21 protein-coding genes and 4 pseudogenes are annotated in these 20,094 nt (G+C 34.2%); 19 read left to right on the top strand and 6 right to left on the bottom strand.

What is annotated here, in order from left to right:
• Positions 1 to 12 precede the first annotated feature (12 nt).
• The 4 genes and pseudogenes from ACX5JI_RS12725 to ACX5JI_RS12710 all read left to right on the top strand — a co-directional run bounded on the left by ACX5JI_RS12725 (position 13) and on the right by ACX5JI_RS12710 (position 1,925).
• The gene (locus ACX5JI_RS12725; protein WP_459501407.1) at positions 13 to 174 is read left to right on the top strand and encodes a peptidase; all 162 of its coding nucleotides are present in this window, start codon (positions 13 to 15) and stop codon (positions 172 to 174) included.
• Positions 175 to 346: 172 nt separating this feature from the next.
• Positions 347 to 973, top strand: coding sequence for a cupin domain-containing protein (locus ACX5JI_RS12720; protein ID WP_459501406.1), 627 nt, complete (start codon positions 347 to 349; stop codon positions 971 to 973).
• Positions 974 to 1,339: 366 nt separating this feature from the next.
• Positions 1,340 to 1,465: pseudogene (locus tag ACX5JI_RS12715) on the top strand (histidine phosphatase family protein); the annotation flags it as partial.
• Positions 1,466 to 1,556: 91 nt separating this feature from the next.
• Positions 1,557 to 1,925 carry a hypothetical protein gene (locus tag ACX5JI_RS12710; protein ID WP_459501404.1) on the top strand — a complete coding sequence of 123 codons (369 nt, stop codon included), beginning with the start codon at positions 1,557 to 1,559 and terminating at the stop codon, positions 1,923 to 1,925.
• 198 nt (positions 1,926 to 2,123) lie between these two features.
• Here ACX5JI_RS12710 and ACX5JI_RS12705 read toward each other — a convergent pair.
• The 3 genes and pseudogenes from ACX5JI_RS12705 to ACX5JI_RS12695 all read right to left on the bottom strand — a co-directional run bounded on the left by ACX5JI_RS12705 (position 2,124) and on the right by ACX5JI_RS12695 (position 3,770).
• Positions 2,124 to 3,043: pseudogene (locus ACX5JI_RS12705) on the bottom strand (alpha/beta hydrolase).
• Between the two features lie 12 nt (positions 3,044 to 3,055).
• A complete protein-coding gene (locus tag ACX5JI_RS12700; protein WP_459501403.1) occupies positions 3,056 to 3,385 on the bottom strand; it encodes a DUF3147 family protein in 330 nt (109 codons plus the stop codon).
• Entirely contained in the window at positions 3,369 to 3,770 is a 402-nt protein-coding gene (locus ACX5JI_RS12695) for a MarR family winged helix-turn-helix transcriptional regulator (protein WP_459501604.1), read from the bottom strand. Before ACX5JI_RS12695 ends, ACX5JI_RS12700 begins: the two co-directional genes overlap by 17 nt.
• Positions 3,771 to 3,939: 169 nt before the next feature.
• Between ACX5JI_RS12695 and ACX5JI_RS12690 the strand changes: the two genes are divergently transcribed.
• The 4 genes from ACX5JI_RS12690 (at position 3,940) to fbpA (ending at position 7,168) form a co-directional block, all read left to right on the top strand.
• Entirely contained in the window at positions 3,940 to 4,734 is a 795-nt protein-coding gene (locus ACX5JI_RS12690) for a PP2C family serine/threonine-protein phosphatase (RefSeq protein WP_459501402.1), read from the top strand.
• A 316-nt stretch (positions 4,735 to 5,050) separates the two neighbouring features.
• On the top strand, positions 5,051 to 5,617 hold the full coding sequence (locus ACX5JI_RS12685; protein ID WP_459501400.1) for a sigma-70 family RNA polymerase sigma factor: 567 nt from the start codon (positions 5,051 to 5,053) through the stop codon (positions 5,615 to 5,617).
• Complete coding sequence (locus ACX5JI_RS12680) at positions 5,614 to 6,720, top strand: DUF4179 domain-containing protein (RefSeq protein ID WP_459501399.1); 1,107 nt, start codon at positions 5,614 to 5,616, stop codon at positions 6,718 to 6,720. Before ACX5JI_RS12685 ends, ACX5JI_RS12680 begins: the two co-directional genes overlap by 4 nt.
• Positions 6,721 to 6,997: 277 nt before the next feature.
• Entirely contained in the window at positions 6,998 to 7,168 is a 171-nt protein-coding gene (gene fbpA / locus ACX5JI_RS12675; protein WP_459501398.1) for a Fur-regulated basic protein FbpA, read from the top strand.
• A gap of 62 nt (positions 7,169 to 7,230) precedes the next feature.
• Here fbpA and ACX5JI_RS12670 read toward each other — a convergent pair whose 3' ends face one another.
• A complete protein-coding gene (locus ACX5JI_RS12670; RefSeq protein WP_459501397.1) occupies positions 7,231 to 7,902 on the bottom strand; it encodes a GntR family transcriptional regulator in 672 nt (223 codons plus the stop codon).
• Between the two features lie 16 nt (positions 7,903 to 7,918).
• Positions 7,919 to 8,884 carry a DMT family transporter gene (locus ACX5JI_RS12665; RefSeq protein ID WP_459501396.1) on the bottom strand — a complete coding sequence of 322 codons (966 nt, stop codon included), beginning with the start codon at positions 8,882 to 8,884 and terminating at the stop codon, positions 7,919 to 7,921.
• A 156-nt stretch (positions 8,885 to 9,040) separates the two neighbouring features.
• Here ACX5JI_RS12665 and ACX5JI_RS12660 point away from each other — a divergent pair, with 156 nt between their 5' ends.
• The 9 genes and pseudogenes from ACX5JI_RS12660 (at position 9,041) to fumC (ending at position 16,686) form a co-directional block, all read left to right on the top strand.
• Positions 9,041 to 9,358 (top strand): DUF3784 domain-containing protein, encoded by a 318-nt coding sequence (locus ACX5JI_RS12660; RefSeq protein ID WP_459501603.1) that lies wholly within the window; start codon positions 9,041 to 9,043, stop codon positions 9,356 to 9,358.
• Between the two features lie 120 nt (positions 9,359 to 9,478).
• A pseudogene (locus ACX5JI_RS12655) lies at positions 9,479 to 9,632 on the top strand (TIGR03943 family putative permease subunit); the annotation flags it as partial.
• 115 nt (positions 9,633 to 9,747) lie between these two features.
• Positions 9,748 to 10,416: a class I SAM-dependent methyltransferase gene (locus tag ACX5JI_RS12650; protein ID WP_459501395.1), complete on the top strand. Its 669-nt coding sequence runs from the start codon at positions 9,748 to 9,750 to the stop codon at positions 10,414 to 10,416.
• A gap of 401 nt (positions 10,417 to 10,817) precedes the next feature.
• A complete protein-coding gene (locus ACX5JI_RS12645) occupies positions 10,818 to 11,552 on the top strand; it encodes an ABC transporter ATP-binding protein (protein ID WP_459501394.1) in 735 nt (244 codons plus the stop codon).
• Positions 11,545 to 12,375: a DUF2705 family protein gene (locus ACX5JI_RS12640; RefSeq protein WP_459501393.1), complete on the top strand. Its 831-nt coding sequence runs from the start codon at positions 11,545 to 11,547 to the stop codon at positions 12,373 to 12,375. The genes ACX5JI_RS12645 and ACX5JI_RS12640 overlap by 8 nt, the downstream gene beginning before the upstream one ends.
• A 295-nt stretch (positions 12,376 to 12,670) precedes the next feature.
• Positions 12,671 to 14,074 carry a Na+/H+ antiporter NhaC gene (gene nhaC, locus ACX5JI_RS12635; protein ID WP_459501392.1) on the top strand — a complete coding sequence of 468 codons (1,404 nt, stop codon included), beginning with the start codon at positions 12,671 to 12,673 and terminating at the stop codon, positions 14,072 to 14,074.
• Positions 14,075 to 14,447: 373 nt separating this feature from the next.
• The gene (locus ACX5JI_RS12630; RefSeq protein ID WP_459501391.1) at positions 14,448 to 14,795 is read left to right on the top strand and encodes a hypothetical protein; all 348 of its coding nucleotides are present in this window, start codon (positions 14,448 to 14,450) and stop codon (positions 14,793 to 14,795) included.
• 250 nt (positions 14,796 to 15,045) lie between these two features.
• Positions 15,046 to 15,150 (top strand): annotated as a pseudogene (locus tag ACX5JI_RS12625) (TerC family protein); the annotation flags it as partial.
• Positions 15,151 to 15,297: 147 nt separating this feature from the next.
• Complete coding sequence (fumC, locus tag ACX5JI_RS12620; RefSeq protein ID WP_459501390.1) at positions 15,298 to 16,686, top strand: class II fumarate hydratase; 1,389 nt, start codon at positions 15,298 to 15,300, stop codon at positions 16,684 to 16,686.
• A 233-nt stretch (positions 16,687 to 16,919) separates the two neighbouring features.
• On the opposite strand, the gene ACX5JI_RS12615 is transcribed toward fumC, so the two are convergent.
• Positions 16,920 to 17,540, bottom strand: a complete 621-nt coding sequence (locus tag ACX5JI_RS12615) for a hypothetical protein (protein ID WP_459501388.1) — start codon at positions 17,538 to 17,540, stop codon at positions 16,920 to 16,922.
• Between the two features lie 274 nt (positions 17,541 to 17,814).
• Between ACX5JI_RS12615 and ACX5JI_RS12610 the strand changes: the two genes are divergently transcribed.
• Positions 17,815 to 18,579, top strand: coding sequence for a DUF2087 domain-containing protein (locus ACX5JI_RS12610; RefSeq protein WP_459501387.1), 765 nt, complete (start codon positions 17,815 to 17,817; stop codon positions 18,577 to 18,579).
• Positions 18,580 to 18,671: 92 nt separating this feature from the next.
• Positions 18,672 to 20,081, top strand: coding sequence for an MATE family efflux transporter (locus ACX5JI_RS12605; RefSeq protein ID WP_459501386.1), 1,410 nt, complete (start codon positions 18,672 to 18,674; stop codon positions 20,079 to 20,081).
• The last annotated feature ends 13 nt before the right edge of the window (positions 20,082 to 20,094 follow it).

The following is a 20,094-nucleotide window of genomic DNA, read 5'->3' as shown; positions in this document are numbered from 1 at the left end:
GGAAGTGTCATTATGAGTACTGTAACCACTGTGTATGGTATTATTCTTTCGACAATTGTTGCTTTATTTGTTGTTGGAGTATCACGCTATATCCATAAATGGAAAGAAGGGATTGCAAAGTTAAATCATATTGAAGAACAATTTGATGATTTAATGTTACATCACGGTAAGTAATATGGTTGTCTTTTTTATCTAAATAATGTGAAGCGTATCACAAAACATGCTAGCGTTGCGGAGCATGTTTTTTTGTTATGTAAAAATGATAATAGATAGGCACAGCAGTTTTGTGTCTTCCATACGATACAATGTTAAGTATGAAATGTTGGGAATAGAAAAGAGGGATCGAATGGCTAATTCAGGATACGTTCCAGATAATAAAAACTTAAAGAAAAGTTCTGGGACACCAAATCTTTTCTTTGACTCACGCGAAAATGTATTCTTTAAACGGGATGATAAAAACGTTGCTTATGAAGTAACTTCAACACAATTACCAGCAATGCTTGGTGGAGCATTTGTCGATCTGTTTATGACGAAAGGTCATATGAGAGAACCACATTGGCATCCTAATGCATGGGAATTAGATGTCGTTGTTTCAGGAGAAGTCGTGACATCTATCTTAAATCCTGACACAAATCAACTGCAAAATTATCGAGCAAAGGCTGGGCAAACCGTTTTCATTCCAATGGGTTGGTGGCACTGGATTACGGCTGTATCAGCAGAAGTCCATTTACATCTTTTCTTCAACAATGATCAATTTGAAACGGCTGAAGGATCAGATATACTTAGAATGACTCCGCCAGAAGTATTCCAAGCTGCCTATGGTGTGAATGGGGAAAATTTAGCGAAGGATCTTGCTCCTATTAAGGAGTCTGTTGTGATTGGGCCACCGAATTTAGAACGTTCTACGGATAAACAGAGTTCCGACATAGTGGTTGTATTAAATGGAGAGGTGACTTCGTGTGAGGTAGAGTAGTCCTTGTTTTTGAATGAGGGCTATTTTATTTGTGTATTTTGAACAAATCACAGGATTTTTTTACATTAAAACCCCTGTAGCTTTGAAACAAAGTCACGATATTTATAAAAAAGACGCGAAGTTATTTAATAATATCCTTGTACGTCGTTATATCATTTTATTAGAGATGTAGCAAAGAGTAAAGAATTCAGAGGGAAGTTATAATAATATAATTTTATTATGTAAACAAAAGGTGCTTTTTCATAAAATGTCTTTTATTTGATATATAGAAAAATCTAAAAAGGAATTAATCAACCTCTAAGAGAACCAATTGAGAATAGAAGGAGGTATTTCATGCCTCAAATATATTTCGTCCGTCACGCTTATTCTAAATATGATTTTTATTTTTGGAAAACACTTGAAATGCCTGATATATATAAATTAACTTTTGATGAGGGAAAATTCATTGCTGCTGTCAGGATAGAAATAAGTCATCCTGTGAATAATTTGTAAAATTTTATCGAGAAAGCAGGAAAGAATAAGGTTGTTAGAGAAGTATGTTTTTGTACCATAAAAAAATGGATAAAAAAAGGAGGCTGTTTACATGTTTGAGGAAGAGAAGAAAGGGCTTATTGAAGTTCATAATGTATATGAAATTGTTCCGCCAGATGGCACAATCATTGGTATGGCAACACCAGAAGAAATAGAAGTTGCTGCGGAACTAGAATTACAGCACTATGCCTATTCTCGCTTATTAGAAGCAAATGTTCAGTTAGACGGTTCCTCCTATAAAGAAATGCTCCGGGAGTTCCAGGAGTATGAAAGAAAGTCAATGGAGTTTTGGCGCGCGTTACATAAACGATTAGCTGTACCTTGGGCATGGGTACTTCGTGTTGATGTTGCTAATGGACCTATATATGTGAATAATGGAAACGCGTATTATGATGATGATGACGAAGAAGATTATGAATAGATGAGAGGGAAAGCAGTGAAGGCTGCTTTCCTTTTTTACATGTTTATCCCGCTATTTGCGGGTAGTAAGACTTCCACCTCAAAATTCAGCAAATGCAAAGAAGTTAGATGGGAGTCGGGCTGCTCGTAAAAGCCAGATTCGTGAGGGGTGATAATCAGTGGAGGGGCGAAGAAAACCCCCACTAATTAAAGTTTCACTTTATTTCGCTTTGGAACTTGCATTGTTTCTAACGTTATGTATATCACTTTGTTGTAAAGAATGAATGGCATGAATTATGATATCAGGACGGTCACTTTCAATTCCATGACCAGCATTTTGAGCAAGGATATACCGACTGTTTTGAGAGAGCATAAGTTGTTCTTGAATAAGCTTTTGCCAAACATCTTCAAGTTTTATGGCTTCTTCATAAGGCAGACCACCTTTATTCATTTGCTCGATGGAGTAATTTGGATCCCTCCCGATAATTACAAATGGAGTTTTTAATGTTCTTTTAAGTTGTTTCATTCTTTCTGCACAAGTTTTCCACTCTGAAAGTTCAGAAGCAGTAGCCTTATATAATAACGGTGAGGTCGAGAAATCCCTATATTGTTTTTGTTTATGTGATGGTAAGTGACCATATTGACTTACTCTGCATGAAGTGAATCTGAATCCATATTGGAATAACTCTTATATTTTTGTAGCCATATATCATCTGAATCTGTTTTATTTGAGACAGGTAAATCAAGATCATCTAATCGCTGTAAGTTCATAGAAGTAGAATCAACAAGAACCACAGCTTTTAATTGTTCCGGATACAACATAGCAAACTGTTGTGTACATAATCCCCCATAAGAATGACCAACTAAAATAAGCGGTTGTCGAATAGCGAGCACATGTAATAATTCGTGCACTTCTTTTGCCGCTTGTAATGTCGTACGTAGCTCGTCATCCAGTTCACTTTTTCCATAACCAGGGCGATGAAAGAGAATAACTTTATAATTGAGAGCAAGCTTTTCTGCAATTGGCATCCAATCATAAAAAGAACAGCCCATTCCTGTTTGAATCACGACTATTTGAGAACCAGTTCCTTTTGTACAAACTTCTATCTTTTTTCCAAGTACTTCTACAAAATGCTTCATCGTAATTCTCCTCTACGATTGAAATATTTTTTGACAAGCAAATGCGATACACCAAATACCAATGCCGAATAGTACAGAGGTACTTAACGAAAAAGAATTTTTTAATCCAAGATAAACAATAAATAATAGGAGTGCTGATGCCGGAAATCCGTATAATACTCCTAAAGTAAATTGACTTAAGTCTTGTTTACTCCCACCTTCTACAGAAATCCAAAACAAACTGAGTAAACTAATAAGCGGAAGGGCAGCTATGAAACCGCCAAGTGTACTATAATGTTTCGCAAACTCAGTTACACCGCCGATAATGAAAGCAGAGATGATGATTTTAACGAGGAAATGCATATTTTGACTCCTTTGCCAGTAATGAAAAAGCTTTTTCGATTAATTGTTGTTCTTCTGCTGAAAGCTGTTTTTGTAATATCTTTAATTTTTCTTCATCTAGTAATGTATGTTTTGCTAAAGCTTGGATCCCTTCCATAGTCAATGTTAGATTAACGACTCGTTCATCTTGTTTATTTCGCTCCTTCATAACGAAGCCTTTTTGAATCAGGCGTTTAATATGTTCAGATGCTGTGTTATGAGATAAGGTTAATTCAGAAGCAATCTTCCCAATTGTGGTTTCATGTTCTCGAGAAATGATTTGGAGAATTCGAATTGCTTGGTGAGAAAGATTGTCGTCGTATTCATATCTTAAATGATAATAAATGGTTTCCCAATGTGTATTCATATTCTGCAAGGTTACGTTCCTCCGTTCGTTATTTATATCTTATAATACGATATATTCGTCAGATAAGATATAAATCCTTTCAATTTTATATGAAAATATTGAAAATGTTTATTTTTCTTGAAATATAAGGTACTCTTAGTGTAAGGGCATACACATAGCAAGAGAGAGGATGATTGAAGTGCATACATTTAAATGGATCAGTCATGAAAAGTTGTATTTAGATCAAATACATGTTGAAAAATGCGGTCCTCTTTCAGTTGGCGTATATGGCGGGAGTCAAGAGAGCGATGCATATGAAAGAGGAGATGCGGTATTAGCTTGGTGGGACTCACAATTAGAATTTGAATTTGTTATGATCTTTGATGCTCATCATAAAACGAAAAATATACAATATATAATAGAAGCAATTTCTGAAAGAAAAGAGAAGTTACAAGAATTATTCTCATATCCCATTCATCTAGCGTTTCATCATACACATATGTATTTATTAGCGTTATTTACAGATGAATTATTTATTGAGAAAAGTGAACAAGGAACTGAAGAATTAGCTTGCTTGATTTGTTTGCGAAAAGGTGAGTTTTTATATTGGTTATCAGTAGGAGAGTGTTTTGCTTATTTATTTCATCCGGAGCAATTACAAAATGGAAAAGGGAGATTAAATAAGCGTAAATTTCACGAGTACATTGGAAGAAAAAATGTATTTGCGGCTAACACGCCATGTTTCACTTCTGGGGTTCGTGGATTAGAGAAGGGAATGAACCATATTGTTTTGGCAACAGACGGTGTGCTAGAGTGTGATAAACAAACATTTAGTGATGAGCAATCGTTACTTGAAGTGTTATATAAAGAAGATTGTTTACACATTGAACATGCATTAGAAAATGTGCTTGAATGGAAGGGAAGAGATTGTGCGACCATTATTGGTTGGTCAATTGATACAGAAAATCGAAAACGCGCAAATTAATAAAAAGAAAGAGAGCTTATAATATATAGATTGTAAGCTCTCTTTCTTTTTATTAAACATTTTTTAGTATGAAAGTAATGAAATTATACAATCATCTATCATTTGAAATAGTGGGGAATCTTCTCGGCAAAAATATAGAAGGTATTTCAAGTGAAAACGATGAGCTTGTTATAAGAACAATAATGCGCTTTTTTATTTGTAAATCACTATATTGAGAATTTTGGATTTTAAAATTAGAAAAAAATGAGAGAAAATATTTTCTTGTACGTTATATAAGGTGTAAAAGCTTTTACAACAAAATAAGGGGAATTGTGAAATGAGATCGAATCAGAAAAATTTTATAAAAAGGCTGCAAAGGCAAAAAGAAGATGCGCTAGAGTTCATTGTTGATGCATATTTGCCATTAGTAAAAGGAGTAACGCATAAAGTTCTCGCACCTTTAAAAAACAATGGACTAATTGAGGAATGTATCAATGATATTTTTCTATCAATTTGGAATAACGCAAACAAGTTCCATGGGGATGCAGATGATTTTAAAAAGTGGATTGCAGCAATTGCTAAGTTCAAGGCAATTGATTATTACAGAAAAGCGAATAGAAGAGTTGAAGTTACATCAGATGATTTTGATTTTAATACAGAAAACTCGATAGAAGATGAATTGATTATAATGGAAGATCGGGAGGAGCTTATAAAGTTAATCAATCAATTAGAACCGGTCGATCAGAAGATTTTTATTATGAAATTTCTTCTCGGGTTTAAGACGGAAGAGGTTGGAGAAAAACTTGGTTTAACGCGATCTGCTATAGATAACCGGATTTATAGGGGGAAAAAGAAACTACAAAAAAATGCTACGAATCTTAGTTTAGGGGGTAGTGTAATATGAAAGATATCTATGAGCTATTAAATGATATTAAAATAGATGAAAAAGAGTTAGAGGAAATTGAGGCTTCTGAAATCGAAAAAGAAAAGGTGAAGTATAACTTAAAACAATCTATACGTACGAAGAAAAAGATGAAAACCTGGAAAAAAGGTATCGCTGCCGCCTCTGTTTTAGTAGGGTTGTCAGTTGCAACCCTTGGTATTGGATTTCCTACATACGCTGGAGGGCTTCCTATAGTAGGTGATATATTCCGATTTTTAGATAATGGTAGAACAGGGCTATATGAAAATTATAAAGAGTTTTCGACTGAGTTAAATATGACGAGAGAAAGCAACGGAGTTAAAATAACGATTAATGATGCTGTTTTTGATGGTAGAACTGTAACAATAACGTATTCTATTGAAAGTGATAAAGATTTAGGAGAGAATCCGAGTGTATTTGGTCACTTAGATATGATGACTTCAGATGGAATGGGAGGAAGTTCTCAAATTTCTAAAGTAGCAGATAAAAAGTACGTAGGTATGATTACAGGTACCCATCATAATAGTAAGCGAAAAGACGTTGTAAATCTGAGATGGAATATAGAACAAATACATATGTTAGACGAAAAAAAAGAAATGAAAGGGAATTGGAATTTTGCTCTTACTTTAAAAGCGATGGATAGTAAAGAAGTAAAGGTCGGTGGAAGTTCAGCAAAAGAAGGAGTAAAAGTAAGTTTAGAGAAAATGGAAGTGACACCGATGTCATTTATCATTTTTTACAATCAAGAGAATGCCAAGAAATTGTTAAAAGAATGGGATGATACAGATGTTGAGTTAGAAGTGAGAGACGATTTAGGTAATCAATATGCAGGAGAAGGGAACGGAGGAACAAGTACAGAAGCAGAGCCGAATAAAAGTCAATGGAGTACAACATTTCAAAAGCTGAATGAAAATGCAACGAAATTGATTGTGACGCCTCATGTGAATTTGCGAACCAGAACGCCTGAAAATTACGGCGGGGTGGAGATGGTTGATGGTAAGGAGAGAAAAATTACAGTCCCGCAAAAAGAAGCGAAAAATAAAAAAGTCGTTTTAGAGGATATTGTGATTGAATTAAAGAAATAACAGAAGTAAAAGGGCGTCTTATGAAAAAATAAGATAGCCTTTTATTTTTATTAGGAAGTGATGTTTGCATCAAAGATGCACATTATGAAAGAAAAAAGATGATAAAGAGTGTCATAAACCTTTCCTTGCGACATACATATATATAATGTGGCCACAAACAGTTTGTAAGGTAAATAGTTCACTATATTACTTTACTTCTAAAATATCATCTTTTATAATTAAAGTGGTAATTGATAAGGATTATCATTTTCAATTGTTGTAGAAAGGGGTTTTTAAGATGAGTAGTCAACTCCGTTTTGCTGTTGAAAATCGTAAGAGGCGGTTAATCGATCAGTTAATTAAGGTAGGCGTGTTTAAAGTTCTTGATCGACAATTATACGAGCTTTCTTTAGAGGAACTAGAAAAAGAGTATAAAGACATTACAAAATATGCTGGGGTTCGTGCATAGTCATATAGAATGATAAAGGAAGAGCTGTTTGCGTTGAGAAAATACGTAAGCAGCTCTTTTCATTATTTCATAGAGATTATTTTTTGGATTTCTTTCATTGGTCGTAACCAGTTTTGGGACATGATTTGTTCGATTTGTGTGGTATCTTGGTTCTTTAATGCTTCGATGATTAATTTGTGTTCTTCAATCGATTGGCGCGCAGGGATGAAGTTTTGGAAAAAAAGGTATTCAAGACGTAATACATGAAGTTGTATATTTGCTAAGAATGGCTCGATATATGGATTTTTAGCGATGGATACAATTGTATTATGAAATTGTATATCTAAGTGTAATGCTTGTTTTGAATTTTTTTCATCTATGGCAGTTCGAAATGCCTCGTTTATTTCAGAAAGTCTTATTAAGTTAGCTTCTTTTATTTGGTGAATGGCTTGTTTGCCAACAATCGTGTGAAGACCAGCGATTGTTTCATACATAACAGATATATCTTCTAGCTTTATAGGCGCGATTTTCGTTTTTTGACCTGGAACCATTTCTACAAGGCCAGAAAGCTCTAATACTTGGAGTGCTTCTCTAACAGGTGTCCTGCTTACACCTAAAGCTTCAGCTAATTCTCCGTCATGTATTTTTTCATTAGGTTGTAAAACACCTTCAATAATCCAATTTTGTAGTTGATGTAAAACGAGCGATTTCGCAGATACTCTTTCTTGCTTTCGATAGTTTTGAGGGATAGGCATAATGAAACAGCTCCGTTCATTTTATGTTTTGTTGTTTCGTTTCAAGCAGTCGTAGTTTTGCTTTTCCTTCATCTGGTTTTTGACTTAGTACAAGTACCATTACGATAACACAAAGAGCACCTAATAATTGAAATGATTGAAATGGCACATGCAAAATGAGAATAGAAGAAATAATAGCTGCAAGTGGCTCTGTACAACCAAATAGCGTCGTCTCTTTCGGTGTAAGGTAGCGAATACTATCTAAATATAAATAAAAAGCAATAAGTGTACCAAAAATAACAACGAATGCAATGAGAAAAAGATTGTTAGGCTGTAAATATTTCATGCCGGATAATAAGATAAACTCGTTTGTAGAAAGAAAGTGTAGGACGATTACACCGATGCCCCCAATAATCATTCCCCATCCAACAATGACAGCTGAAGACCACTTTTCTAATAATTCCTTTGAATAAAGACTATAGAACGCGAGTGACAGACCAGATAAAATGCCCCAAATGATAGCTGGTGTTGAAATAGCTAAATTATCGATAGATCCATTTGTTAATAAGAGGAAAGTCCCGATTAAAGAGAGTGCGATTGAAATAAAATCGATTTTTGTAGGACGAATATTCCATTTGAAGATCAGGTACACAGTTATAAATATAGGAGCTAAATATTGTAATAATGTTGCAACGGCAGCATTGCCTTCCTGAATAGATGCAAAATATGTATATTGCACCGCGAGCATACCTAATAATCCAAACAGAATCATTTTATTTGCATCGGTCTTTTGTTTCCAAATGCCGAGTACTTCTGATTTTTTACTACTAAATGAAGAGAATAAGAGCAAAATACTTCCAGATATAAGTAGCCGAATTGTAACCAACCATTCTGTAGAAACATTTTCATGCTGAAAAAGTTGTTGTGCAGCAGTCCCAGATAATCCCCATAGACTAGCACCTGTAATAACCATGATTATGCCTTTTAATCTTCCTGAATCCATAAATAGGTCCTCCTTTCAGAAAGGAAATTTAATCGAAATATTAAATACAATATGCAATATATCATAAATGAAATTAAAAATAAACAGAATTTTTAAATATTCAAAAGGTAAGTGGTAGGTATAATTATGGTAAAATATTGTAAAGGGGAGGATGGAATGATCGGTGGATTTATCATTTGTTTTTTAGCCGGCTTGCTAATTATCATTTTGGGATACCAGATTCACATAAAAAAGAGGTTATTTCTTATTGCAGGCTATCAAGAAGAGACGTTTGTAGGGGATAAAGAAAAACTTGCAAAAATATCAGGGATTTTTTCTTACATAATAGGGATTTTTACAGCTTTGTTGCCATTTGGATTAGAAGCAATGGGTGATGCTGCGGGAATTAGTTATGGAATTTTTGTTGTTATAAGTACAATTGTAATTGTTATATGGGGGGCTGTAATAAATAAGCCTAATCAATCTACAAAATAAATGAAAACAAGATGGAAGCCTTTTAAGGAACCATCTTGTTTTTTTACATTGTATTATGAGGCAACGGTAAAGGGAGGAATAGGTTCACTAATGTTTGTTTTTTTCTTTATTGGAATAGTAATGATTGCTTTTAGAAAAGAAATCGAGAATTTTCCGGAAGAAACATGGGTGAAGATAACAGGAGTACTAGATGAAACAACTTATAAAAGTAAACGAAGTTGAAAAAATTGAAAAACCGAAAGATCCATATGTATATGATTCTTTCGCTCAATAATTGTGATTTTGAGATTCATAATATGGGTTTGGAAAGAATAGAAATAGCAATAAATCAAATTTTTTAACTTCGGTCATTGTGTTGTGTAAAATAATATATGTAAGGGGAACGAATGATGAGGTGGACTACGTATAAACCGGTATTTAATTTAGATATTTACGATAAAGTGATTTATAGTCAATCCGCATGGATTGGTCATATGAATTTCGCATACGATTTAGTGAGATTTGTTAAACCGAATAAAATAGTGGAGTTAGGTACGCATTATGGTGCTTCATTTTTTAGTTTTTGCCAAGGTGCAAAAGATCATGGGCTTTCGACTAAATGTTTTGCAATCGATACTTGGGCAGGGGATCCACATACAGGTGCTTATGGCGAAGGGATTTATCTCATAGTGAAGAAGGTAAGTGAAAATTGTTTTTCTGATGTAGCGACAATGTTGCGCTCTACTTTCGACGAAGCTGTGAATACATTTGAAGATGAGTCTATAAATATTTTGCACATTGATGGTTATCATACGTATGAAGCAGTTTCTCATGATTACCATACTTGGCTTCCGAAAGTTTCGCAGAACGGTATCGTCTTATTTCATGACATTGCAGTAAGAAGCGGTGATTTTGGTGTTTATAAATTATGGGATGAGTTAAAGGCCCAATATCCTCACCTTGAATTTAAGCATTCATATGGATTAGGAGTTTTATTTCCAAAAGGGCATAGTGATGAGTTTCATGCAGTGCTTCAGCAGAAAGAGAACTTGCAAAAAATGTATGAAGAGCAAGGATAAAATAATAAAGAGAAAGGCATACACTTGTTTTATCATAAGGTGTATGCCTTTTGTTTTCAGAAATATACAAAAAGATATAAAACAGTACCTTGCAATAAATAATACTTAATGATAATATGTAGTTAAAGTTAGAAAATATTCCTTTATATGGATATTGAAGAGAGGGGGCTAAAATACAGTGATGCTAATTCCCCAGTAGTACAAACATTTTTCAACGTCTGCTTTAGCGTAATGTTATATTACGGATAAGTTGATCCATGCGTTGTATTACGCTCTTCACGTGCTTAAGAAAAGGATTTACGTGCAAAAATGATGAAATTTTAACTTCTAAGTATAACAAAAAAAATTTACCAGGTGAAAAGATTAGGGAAAGAAAAATAATTAACTTAGGAGGTTTTATAATGAATAAGAAACGCATCCTTTTGGACGTGAATCAAATCCAAAAGGCATTCCGAAATATAACTGTTGTAGAGGATATGAATTTTCAAATTTACGAAGGTGATATTGTAGGGTTTATTGGACCAAATGGTGCTGGTAAAACAACAACAATTCGCATGATTTTAAATTTAATTCATCGTGATGGTGGAACAGTAACAATTGGTGGACATAGTATTGACAGTGAATTTAGTCAAGCAATGCAGAAGGTGGGAGCGATTGTAGAAAACCCAAGCTTTCATGGGAATCTTTCAGGATATAAAAATTTGAAGTTGGTAGCTAATTTAAATAATGTACCAGAGAAAAGAATTTGGGAGGTACTCAATCTTGTGCAGCTACAAGCACGAGCTAAAGATAAGGTAAAAGAATATTCATTAGGAATGAAACAACGTCTTGGAATTGCAATGGCTTTATTAAAAAATCCTGAGTTATTAATTTTGGATGAGCCGACAAATGGATTAGATCCACAAGGGATTAGGGATATGAGAGCAATGATTACAGAGTTAGCAGAGAAGGAGAAAATTGGACTTCTTATATCAAGTCACATTTTACATGAGCTTGAACAAGTATGTACACGATTTCTTATTTTAGATAAAGGAAAATTATTATTGGATTGTAAACGAGAGAATCTCGATCAAGAAATAGGCTCTTTAGAACATTTATTCTTTGAAACAGTAAAAGGTGGGATGGTTTATGCTTAAAATGGTTGGAAATGAACTAATAAAAATATTTTCTGGAAAAAGAATGTATGTGTTTATTGCTGTTTCTATTCTTTATGTAATCGCTACACTTGCATCTACAAAGAATATGATATCCAATATGGATACGATTAAAGATAATATTCCTGCAAATTTAAACGTACCACCTGTTCCTGAAATTGTATTAAATGGATTTTCGGCAAGTGTTATTACATTAGATGGGATATCGAGTTTCTTATTAGTAGTATATATTATTGTATTGGCGGCGAGTAGTATAACAGATGAATATAGAGATGGAACATTAAAATTACCATTGTTACAAGGAATGAAAAGGAACTCCTTAATACTTAGTAAATTAGTAGCATTAAGCGTTATCATCGTCTTCTTTTTAGTATTTAATTTTATCGTTTCTACTATAAGTGGTTCCTATTTATTTGGCCTTGGAGAGCACTTTGTGTTGCAGCATCCTAGTTATGGAAAGGTAGAACTATCAATATTTAAAGGAATCGGAGTTCTTCTTCAAATGAATGGAGCAACATTGTTATTTTTACTTGCTGTTGCAGCGATTGTCATGTATATTTCGATAAAAATGAATAGTACAGCAAATGCAATTGGGATTGGCGTTGGTTTATTATTAGCGATGAATATTATTGGAAGTTTCGGTTTATCTCTTAATCCGTATTTCATCTTCGGCTATACAAAGTTTCATGAGAACATTTTGAATCATGAAGGTGTGTTGCTAGGAATAGGAATTTTATTCATACACTTTGTACTGTTCCTCTCATTAAGTCTGTATGATTTTAAAAAGAAAGATCTCGTACAGTAATCCCCAAAAGCCTTCTATACCGAGTATAGAGGGCTTTTATACTTTCAAAAATAATATTCTAATTATAATGTAGTTCGATTGAGTGTTTTAGTAAATTATAAATAAAAATACAATGTTTTTTATTATTTTCATTGCGAAATGCTGGCTATACTTTTACAATAGAAAAGGTTGTATATTTATTATACTAAAAAAACAAATCGGAATAATGTGAAAATTAAAGTTTGTCTTTATTTATTGTATATTATACACGTAAGACGACATACATCATGTTATCAACTTGTGAGGAGAGAAGCAAATGAAAAGTGTAAGGTTACCATCGATTCCAGAAATCATCATTCTTTTATTACTGTTTCTTGCTGTCGTTTTTTCCTTTCAAACGATCTTTAACTTACCGATTCAATTAGCGCTATTTATTTCATGGTTTTTAGTAATTGCGCTTGGAATAAGGTTAGGGTTTCGTTATCAAGAATTGCAAGATGCAATTACAAAGGGAATTGCCAATGGATTAGAAGCTATTCTTATTTTAGTTGCTGTAGGGGCACTAATTGGGACATGGATTGCTGGCGGTGTTGTCCCAACATTAATTTACTACGGATTAGAATTTATTCATCCGAGTATATTCTTATTAGCAACCTTAATTATTTGCTCCATTACTTCAGTTGCGACAGGGACATCGTGGGGAACAGTTGGTACAGCTGGTATTGCTATGATGGCAATCGGTGAAGGTCTTGGTTTACCACTTCCATTAGTTGCCGGAGCAGTACTTTCAGGAGCATATTTTGGGGACAAGTTATCTCCACTTTCTGATAGTACAGTACTTGCTGCTTCAATGGCAAAAGTAGATGTTATTGCACACGTCCGTGCGATGCTTGTACTAGATATTCCAGCCTATATTATTACGAGTATTATGTTTACAGTTGCTGGTTGGATGTATGGTGGAGATAATGTTGATTTAAACAAAGTAGGATTTTTAAAAGAGGAATTATTAAAGCAATTTGATATTAAAATTTGGATGCTTGTTCCAGCTGTTATTGTTATTGCACTACTAGCGATGAAAAAACCATCAATGCCAACAATTGCAATGGGGGCACTTCTTGGTGCAATTTGGGCAACGCTTTTCCAGGGTATGAACTTTGGTGATGCAATTGGAACAGCATATAACGGTTTCTCTATAGAATCAGGCGTGGACTTCATTGATAAGTTGCTAAATCGTGGTGGAATCAATGGTATGCTTAGTTCAGTAGCTGTTATTATTTTTGGATTAGGTTTCGGAGGGTTACTTGAAAAACTAGGTGTTTTAAAAGTAATCGTATCAAAATTTGAGAAGAAACTAAACTCTGCAGGAAATGTAACGTTGTCTACATTAATCGTTGCCTTCTTAGCAAACGTCTTTGGTTGTGCAATGTACGTATCACTTATTTTAACACCGAAAATTATGGAAGAAAGCTATGACAAATTAAAACTAGATCGTCGTATATTGGCTCGTAATTCAGAAGTGGGTGGAACGCTAACTTCAGGTATGGTTCCGTGGTCTGATAACGGGATTTTCATGGCTGGTATACTAGGTGTTGCAACATTATCATATATTCCATTCATGTGGATGAGTTTTGTGTCATTAGCGCTAGCTGTTATATACGGATATACAGGGAAGTTCATTTGGTATGTGGATGATGCTGAAAAAGGAAAGCAAGCGTCATAATATAAGAAAAAATCATCCTTTGCGTATAGCAGAGGATGATTTTTTTATAAACTATATGATAGATAAACTGCTGAAAAAATAAAATTCCCATAATCGATGAAGTTAAATAAAAACCAAATGAGATATACGGATTGAAATAACAAATAAGATATGTTTTTTCAGCAAACCATTTTAATAGGATACACTATTGTAATTGATATGGTTGAATGTTTAGTGGTTTTATAGGAGGAATCATCGGTAAGCTATAAGAATTTCGCAGAAAAATCATCTTTTTTTATTTCTTCATTCGACAAAACATAACAAATTATTACGACTCAGTTTGTTATGTTTATTTGGAAATTATGCACTTTTTACGTATTGGAGGGCGTATAGGTTGAAAAGACGTACGGTTGAATTGGTAACAGGACTAGTTGCTTCTATAGTAGGAGCTTGTATATCAGTTTTGCTTTTTATTATGTATGGTTTTAGGTCAGTTATTGATGATTCTTGGAAAACTCAAGTCAATGGAGCGCTCGTGGTTGTTTTTATACAGATTTTAGCTATTGTTATTTCTTGTTGTGTCAATAAAATGAACAATAGGCTATATGGAAGTGTAATGATTATTATTGGTATTATCTCTGTATATTTTTCATTTGATGCATTGTTATTTCCAGGAGTTTTATATATTGTTTCTGGATGCTTAGCGTTTAGATCACTAGAAAATACATCAGATGAAAAATAAAATGTAAATAAAGGAATCAGGATATCTATTATGATGTTCGATAGTATTATGTAAGAAGATTGTGAGGTCTGAACACTTCGGCAAAATATAAAGCTATCCCTTTCGTTGATTGTTAGAAATTTTTATCTTATAGTACTAAGTCAACCCGTAAGTTCAATGCGAATTTACGGATTGTTTCGTTTCTGGTGATATTCGTATATTTCCCCTATCAAAAAGCAAAATATATAGTATCAAAAATAGGAGGAGAAATATGACTGAATCGCTACTGCTGGAGTATGGGGGAATTATATTAATTCTTATCGCACTAGAAGGAGTGTTATCTGCAGATAATGCTCTTGTACTAGCGATTGGTGTTTGTGGTTGTTTTTTATCCCCTGATCCATCTGAAACATAATTTTTTAAATATAGAATTATGAATAAATAATAATGAGAATCCTTATCGTTTGAAGAAAAGTCTGTTACAATAAAAATGTAGCGATTATATTTTCAAGGGGATGAAAACATGGAATACAGAATTGAGAAAGATACATTAGGAGAAATGCAAGTTCCAGCTGATAAATTATGGGCAGCACAAACGCAGCGCAGTAAAGAAAATTTTCCGATTGGAACAGAGCATATGCCGCTTGAAATTGTGCAAGCATTTGCAATTTTAAAGAAAAGCGCAGCCATTAGTAATCAAAAATTAGGAAAGTTATCAGACGAAAAGGCGACTGCAATTGTAGAAGCAGCTGATGAAATTTTAGCAGGAAAATGGAATGAACATTTCCCGCTTGTTGTATGGCAAACAGGTAGTGGTACACAATCGAATATGAACATAAATGAAGTAATTGCCAACCGTGGGAATCAAATTTTAAATAAAAAAGGACTTGATGTACATATTCATCCAAATGATGATGTGAATATGTCTCAAAGTTCAAATGACACATTCCCAACAGCGCTTCACGTTGCTTGTGTACTTGCAGTGGAAAATCACGTGCTACCGGCAATTACAACATTAAAAGTAACATTAGAGAAAAAAGTAAATGAGTTTCAAGATATTATTAAAATTGGCCGCACACATCTACAAGATGCAACGCCATTAACGTTAGGTCAAGAAATTAGCGGTTGGCACCGTATGCTTGAAAAAACAGAGCAGATGGTTGCAAATAGCAATACATATATGAAAGAACTTGCTATTGGTGGTACTGCAGTTGGAACGGGAATTAATGCCCACCCTAAATTTGGTGAGATGGTGACAGCGGAAATTAGTCAGTTTACAGGAAAACAATTTGTGTCTGCACCGAACAAGTTTCATGCGCTAACAAGCCATGATGAAGTTGTGTTTGCGCATGGTGCCTTAAAAGCGTTAGCAGCTGATTTAATGAAGATTGCAAATGATGTGCGCTGGCTTGCGAGCGGTCCACGTAGTGGTCTTGGTGAAATTATTATTCCGGCGAATGAGCCAGGAAGTTCTATTATGCCAGGTAAAGTAAATCCAACACAAAGTGAAGCGTTAACAATGGTTGCAGCGCAAGTTATGGGAAATGACGCAACAATTGGATTTGCAGCGAGTCAAGGTAACTTTGAGCTAAACGTATTTAAGCCAGTAATTGCATATAACTTCTTACAATCCGCTCGTTTATTAGCTGATGCAACAGTGTCGTTTAATGATAAATGTGCAGTTGGTATTGAAGCAAACGAAGAAGTGATTAATCAAAATGTAAATCGTTCTTTAATGCTTGTTACAGCATTAAATCCACATATTGGGTATGAAAACGCAGCGAAAATTGCGAAGCATGCTCATAAAGAAGGATGGACGTTAAAAGAAGCTGCATTACAATCAGGATTATTAACAGAAGAACAGTTTGATGAAATTGTAGATCCGAAGAAAATGATCGCTCCAAAAGAATAATGTGAATGATAGAAGCCAAGATTTCTAAGTTTAGAGTCTTGGCTTTTTATTTAGATTAAAGCTAGATTATAAATCTTGTAGCAGTTGAACCCACTCTTCATTAGGTAAAGATAAATTATCAGGTTTGTACACTCCTTTTTAATAAAAAAGTAACATTTCTTTTTATTTTTTGCTCTTTAATTCCTTCCCCATAAAAATAAGCTAACTCGAGATCAGTTAGCTTGAGGAAATCATCAATACTTAAATTGTGGTTCTGTTTGTAGATAATAGCCATTTCTTACATGGCCAGTCCAGTTCGCAAAAAACTGTCTCCATGAAACACTACTGAAAAATGAATCTATAGATTGCGTTTCAGAATTCCAGTCTAAAATTAAAAACGGTGCATTTCCTAACTGCCAAATTCCTCTGTTTACATCAGTACCAACTTCTCGGATTAGTAAGAGTGGGAGTCCGTATTGATATCCCATTGATGGTTCAATTTGAGAAAAAGGAGTTCCTTCCCAAAAAGGCTCTGTAGGCTGAAATGCCCCTACATTTGTTCTAATTCCTTGTACAAAAAATCGTTGGAAGTTTACTGCAACTAAACCATAGCTTGATAAAATCATTCTTCTTATACTCGTTAGCGGTGGCTCTGGGTATTGATCACTACGTGGTATTGTACGAGGGAAAAGAAGAGCTTGTTCAATTTCAAAGATGAGCCTGTCTAAAAATTGTTGTTGTAGTTGGTTTAAGGTATTTACGGTACTTAAAAATATCGGAATGCGAAACGCTTGGTCCATAGCAGTTTGAAGTTTTGCAGACGCAAATACACCCTGTTCACTGTTTACATAGGGGCTACTATTTGTATTTTCCATTAGCATGTCTCCTTTCTTAAGTAATAATAGTATATGTAACGTTAAAGTTGAGGATTGGACATTTCGATCGAACGCTAGTCATCCAGTTTTGCTAAGGAAAGATACAATTTTTCATTACGAATAATGGATGAACAAACATTTTTAAAATTGTTTGCTAATTGGGTAAACGAAATGTTGTAAAGTTTATTTTGTTTGTGGTAAGATGATGGGGGAATAATAAACGATGTTATAGTTTGTTTATATTTAAAATAAACTAGTTGGAGGTTTGTTTAGAATGAACGATATTTCGGAAAAGTTTTGGAATGCTTCAGTTGAAGAATTAAAAAAAGGTTATGTATTTGAAGAGAGTGCAGAAGAATACATTTGTTTAGCTTGTGGCGAAGCGTTTATGAAAGGTGTTATTTATCAAGATCATAATGTGTTATATGAAGCAGAGAAATTTACACAGTTGCATATTGAACAGGAACACACATCTATGTTTGATTATTTATTAAATCTTGATAAGAAATTCACAGGTTTAACGGACTTACAAAAGAAGATGGTACAGTTTTTTTATATGGGTTTAAATGATAAAGAAATTGTTAAAGAATTAGATGGCGGAAGCACATCAACAATTCGAAATCATCGCTTTACATTACGAGAGAAGATGAAACAGGCTAAGGTGTTTTTAGCGCTGATGGAGTTGTCAGAAGAAAAATCGAAGGTACAATCTAAGTTTTTGCCAATTCATCGAACAGCTACAATGGTTGATGACAGATATAATATTACAGAAGAAGAGAATCATGAAGTGTTGAAGCTGCACTTTACGGAAGGATTAGATGGACCGCTTGTTAAATTTCCGAAGAAACAGAAACGAAAGCTTATCATATTGAAGCATTTAGTGAAAAAGTTTGATAGTAATGAGAAGTATACAGAAAAAGAAGTGAATGAGATTTTAGAAAATGTGTATCCAGACTTTGTGACTTTGAGAAGATATTTAATTGAATATGGTTTTCTGGATCGAACAGCTGATGGAAGTAAATATTGGGTTAAGTTATAAGAAAAAGACTAAGGATAGGGGAAGAAATGCTTGGATGAATAGCAACTATATGGAGAGCGTGGATAAACTCTTAATAAAAGGAGAAGTGGAAAGTGAAAGAATCTATAGATAACAATAAAGAAGGTGTGGAACCACAGAATCAGGAGAAGGAACGGAAACCGATATGGAAAACAATGTCCATGTTTTTAGTTCCGTTGCTTTTAAGCAATGTATTACAGTCAGTTGGACAATTGTTCGGGATGGTAGTAGTAGGACGATGGCTCGGCGTAAATGACTTAGCTGCCATTTCTGCGTTTTTTCCGTTGTTCTTTTTGCTTATTTCCTTTGTAATTGGAATTGGATCGGGCAGTTCTATTTTAATCGGGCAGGCATTTGGTGCTCGTAATGAAGATCGTGTAAAAGCCGTTGTTGGTACAACACTTACATTTACATTTATAATGGGAACCATTTTAGCGATAGTTGGAAGTATATTTGCAATGGATATTATGCGTTTTATGGGGACACCAGAAAATATTATTGATATGAGTGTTCACTATGCGCGTATTTTATTTATTTCAATGCCAGTATTATTTTTGTATTTTGCATATACGACCTTTATGCGAGGTACAGGAGATTCCAAAACGCCATTTTACTTTTTAATTGTCAGTACAGTATTAAATATGGTATTATTACCGGTCCTGATTTTTGGTTGGTTAGGAGTTCCGAAGTTTGATGTTTACGGAGCAGCTTATGCTTCTGTCATATCAACGATTATAACGTTTGTTGTTATGCTTATTTATTTAAAGAAGAAAAATCATCCATTGCAATTGGATGAGGGAGTACGAAAATATCTTCGTATGGACTTGGAGTTATTAAAGTTATTACTACGCCTTGGTATTCCAGCGAGTATTAATATGATATTAGTTTCGCTATCTGAGATTGCAGTTATTGCATTTGTAAATCGTTTCGGTTCTGATGCGACTGCAGCGTATGGAGTTGTGAACCAAGTAGCAAGTTATGTCCAAATGCCCGCGGTGAGTCTTGGCATTACCGTATCTATCTTTGCTGCACAATCCATTGGTGCGAATCAATTTGATAGGCTGCAGAAGGTTGTTCGAGCAGGAATTGTGATGAACTATATTATCGGTGGTGTATTAATTTCTCTTATTTATTTGTTTTCACGAGAGATCTTGTCGTTATTCTTAACAAGTTCAAGTACAATCGAAATTGCACACAGTTTAGTAATGATTACACTGTGGAGTTATTTAATTTTCGGTCACGCACAAATTATTGGTGCGACAATGCGAGCAAGTGGAACCGTATTATGGCCGACTGTTATCGGTGTTGTTTCAATTTGGCTTGTGGAAGTTCCTGTTGCCTATTACCTTTCATATTACACAAGTCTTGGTATAAAAGGGATATGGATTGGATATCCGGCAGCATTTATTGTGAGCTTACTTTTACAATACGGATATTATAAACTTTCATGGAAGAAAAAACGGATTACGCGACTTGTGAGTTAAATAGGAAACAAAT

Source organism: Bacillus sp. C1, assembly GCF_054570475.1.
This window is presented reverse-complemented; position numbering and strand designations above follow the sequence as displayed.

Bases quoted from the DNA above. Each gene is read 5' to 3' on its own strand.
- ACX5JI_RS12615 (WP_459501388.1), bottom strand. From the start codon at position 17,540: ATGGAAAATACAAATAGTAGCCCCTATGTAAACAGTGAACAGGGTGTA.
- ACX5JI_RS12660 (WP_459501603.1), top strand. From the start codon at position 9,041: ATGATCGGTGGATTTATCATTTGTTTTTTAGCCGGCTTGCTAATTATC.
- ACX5JI_RS12665 (WP_459501396.1), bottom strand. From the start codon at position 8,884: ATGGATTCAGGAAGATTAAAAGGCATAATCATGGTTATTACAGGTGCT.
- fbpA (WP_459501398.1), top strand. From the start codon at position 6,998: ATGAGTAGTCAACTCCGTTTTGCTGTTGAAAATCGTAAGAGGCGGTTA.
- ACX5JI_RS12670 (WP_459501397.1), bottom strand. From the start codon at position 7,902: ATGCCTATCCCTCAAAACTATCGAAAGCAAGAAAGAGTATCTGCGAAA.
- ACX5JI_RS12710 (WP_459501404.1), top strand. From the start codon at position 1,557: ATGTTTGAGGAAGAGAAGAAAGGGCTTATTGAAGTTCATAATGTATAT.
- ACX5JI_RS12695 (WP_459501604.1), bottom strand. From the start codon at position 3,770: ATGAATACACATTGGGAAACCATTTATTATCATTTAAGATATGAATAC.
- ACX5JI_RS12640 (WP_459501393.1), top strand. From the start codon at position 11,545: ATGCTTAAAATGGTTGGAAATGAACTAATAAAAATATTTTCTGGAAAA.
- ACX5JI_RS12610 (WP_459501387.1), top strand. From the start codon at position 17,815: ATGAACGATATTTCGGAAAAGTTTTGGAATGCTTCAGTTGAAGAATTA.
- ACX5JI_RS12685 (WP_459501400.1), top strand. From the start codon at position 5,051: ATGAGATCGAATCAGAAAAATTTTATAAAAAGGCTGCAAAGGCAAAAA.
- ACX5JI_RS12700 (WP_459501403.1), bottom strand. From the start codon at position 3,385: ATGCATTTCCTCGTTAAAATCATCATCTCTGCTTTCATTATCGGCGGT.
- ACX5JI_RS12680 (WP_459501399.1), top strand. From the start codon at position 5,614: ATGAAAGATATCTATGAGCTATTAAATGATATTAAAATAGATGAAAAA.
- fumC (WP_459501390.1), top strand. From the start codon at position 15,298: ATGGAATACAGAATTGAGAAAGATACATTAGGAGAAATGCAAGTTCCA.
- ACX5JI_RS12650 (WP_459501395.1), top strand. From the start codon at position 9,748: ATGAGGTGGACTACGTATAAACCGGTATTTAATTTAGATATTTACGAT.
- ACX5JI_RS12725 (WP_459501407.1), top strand. From the start codon at position 13: ATGAGTACTGTAACCACTGTGTATGGTATTATTCTTTCGACAATTGTT.
- nhaC (WP_459501392.1), top strand. From the start codon at position 12,671: ATGAAAAGTGTAAGGTTACCATCGATTCCAGAAATCATCATTCTTTTA.
- ACX5JI_RS12720 (WP_459501406.1), top strand. From the start codon at position 347: ATGGCTAATTCAGGATACGTTCCAGATAATAAAAACTTAAAGAAAAGT.
- ACX5JI_RS12690 (WP_459501402.1), top strand. From the start codon at position 3,940: ATGATTGAAGTGCATACATTTAAATGGATCAGTCATGAAAAGTTGTAT.
- ACX5JI_RS12645 (WP_459501394.1), top strand. From the start codon at position 10,818: ATGAATAAGAAACGCATCCTTTTGGACGTGAATCAAATCCAAAAGGCA.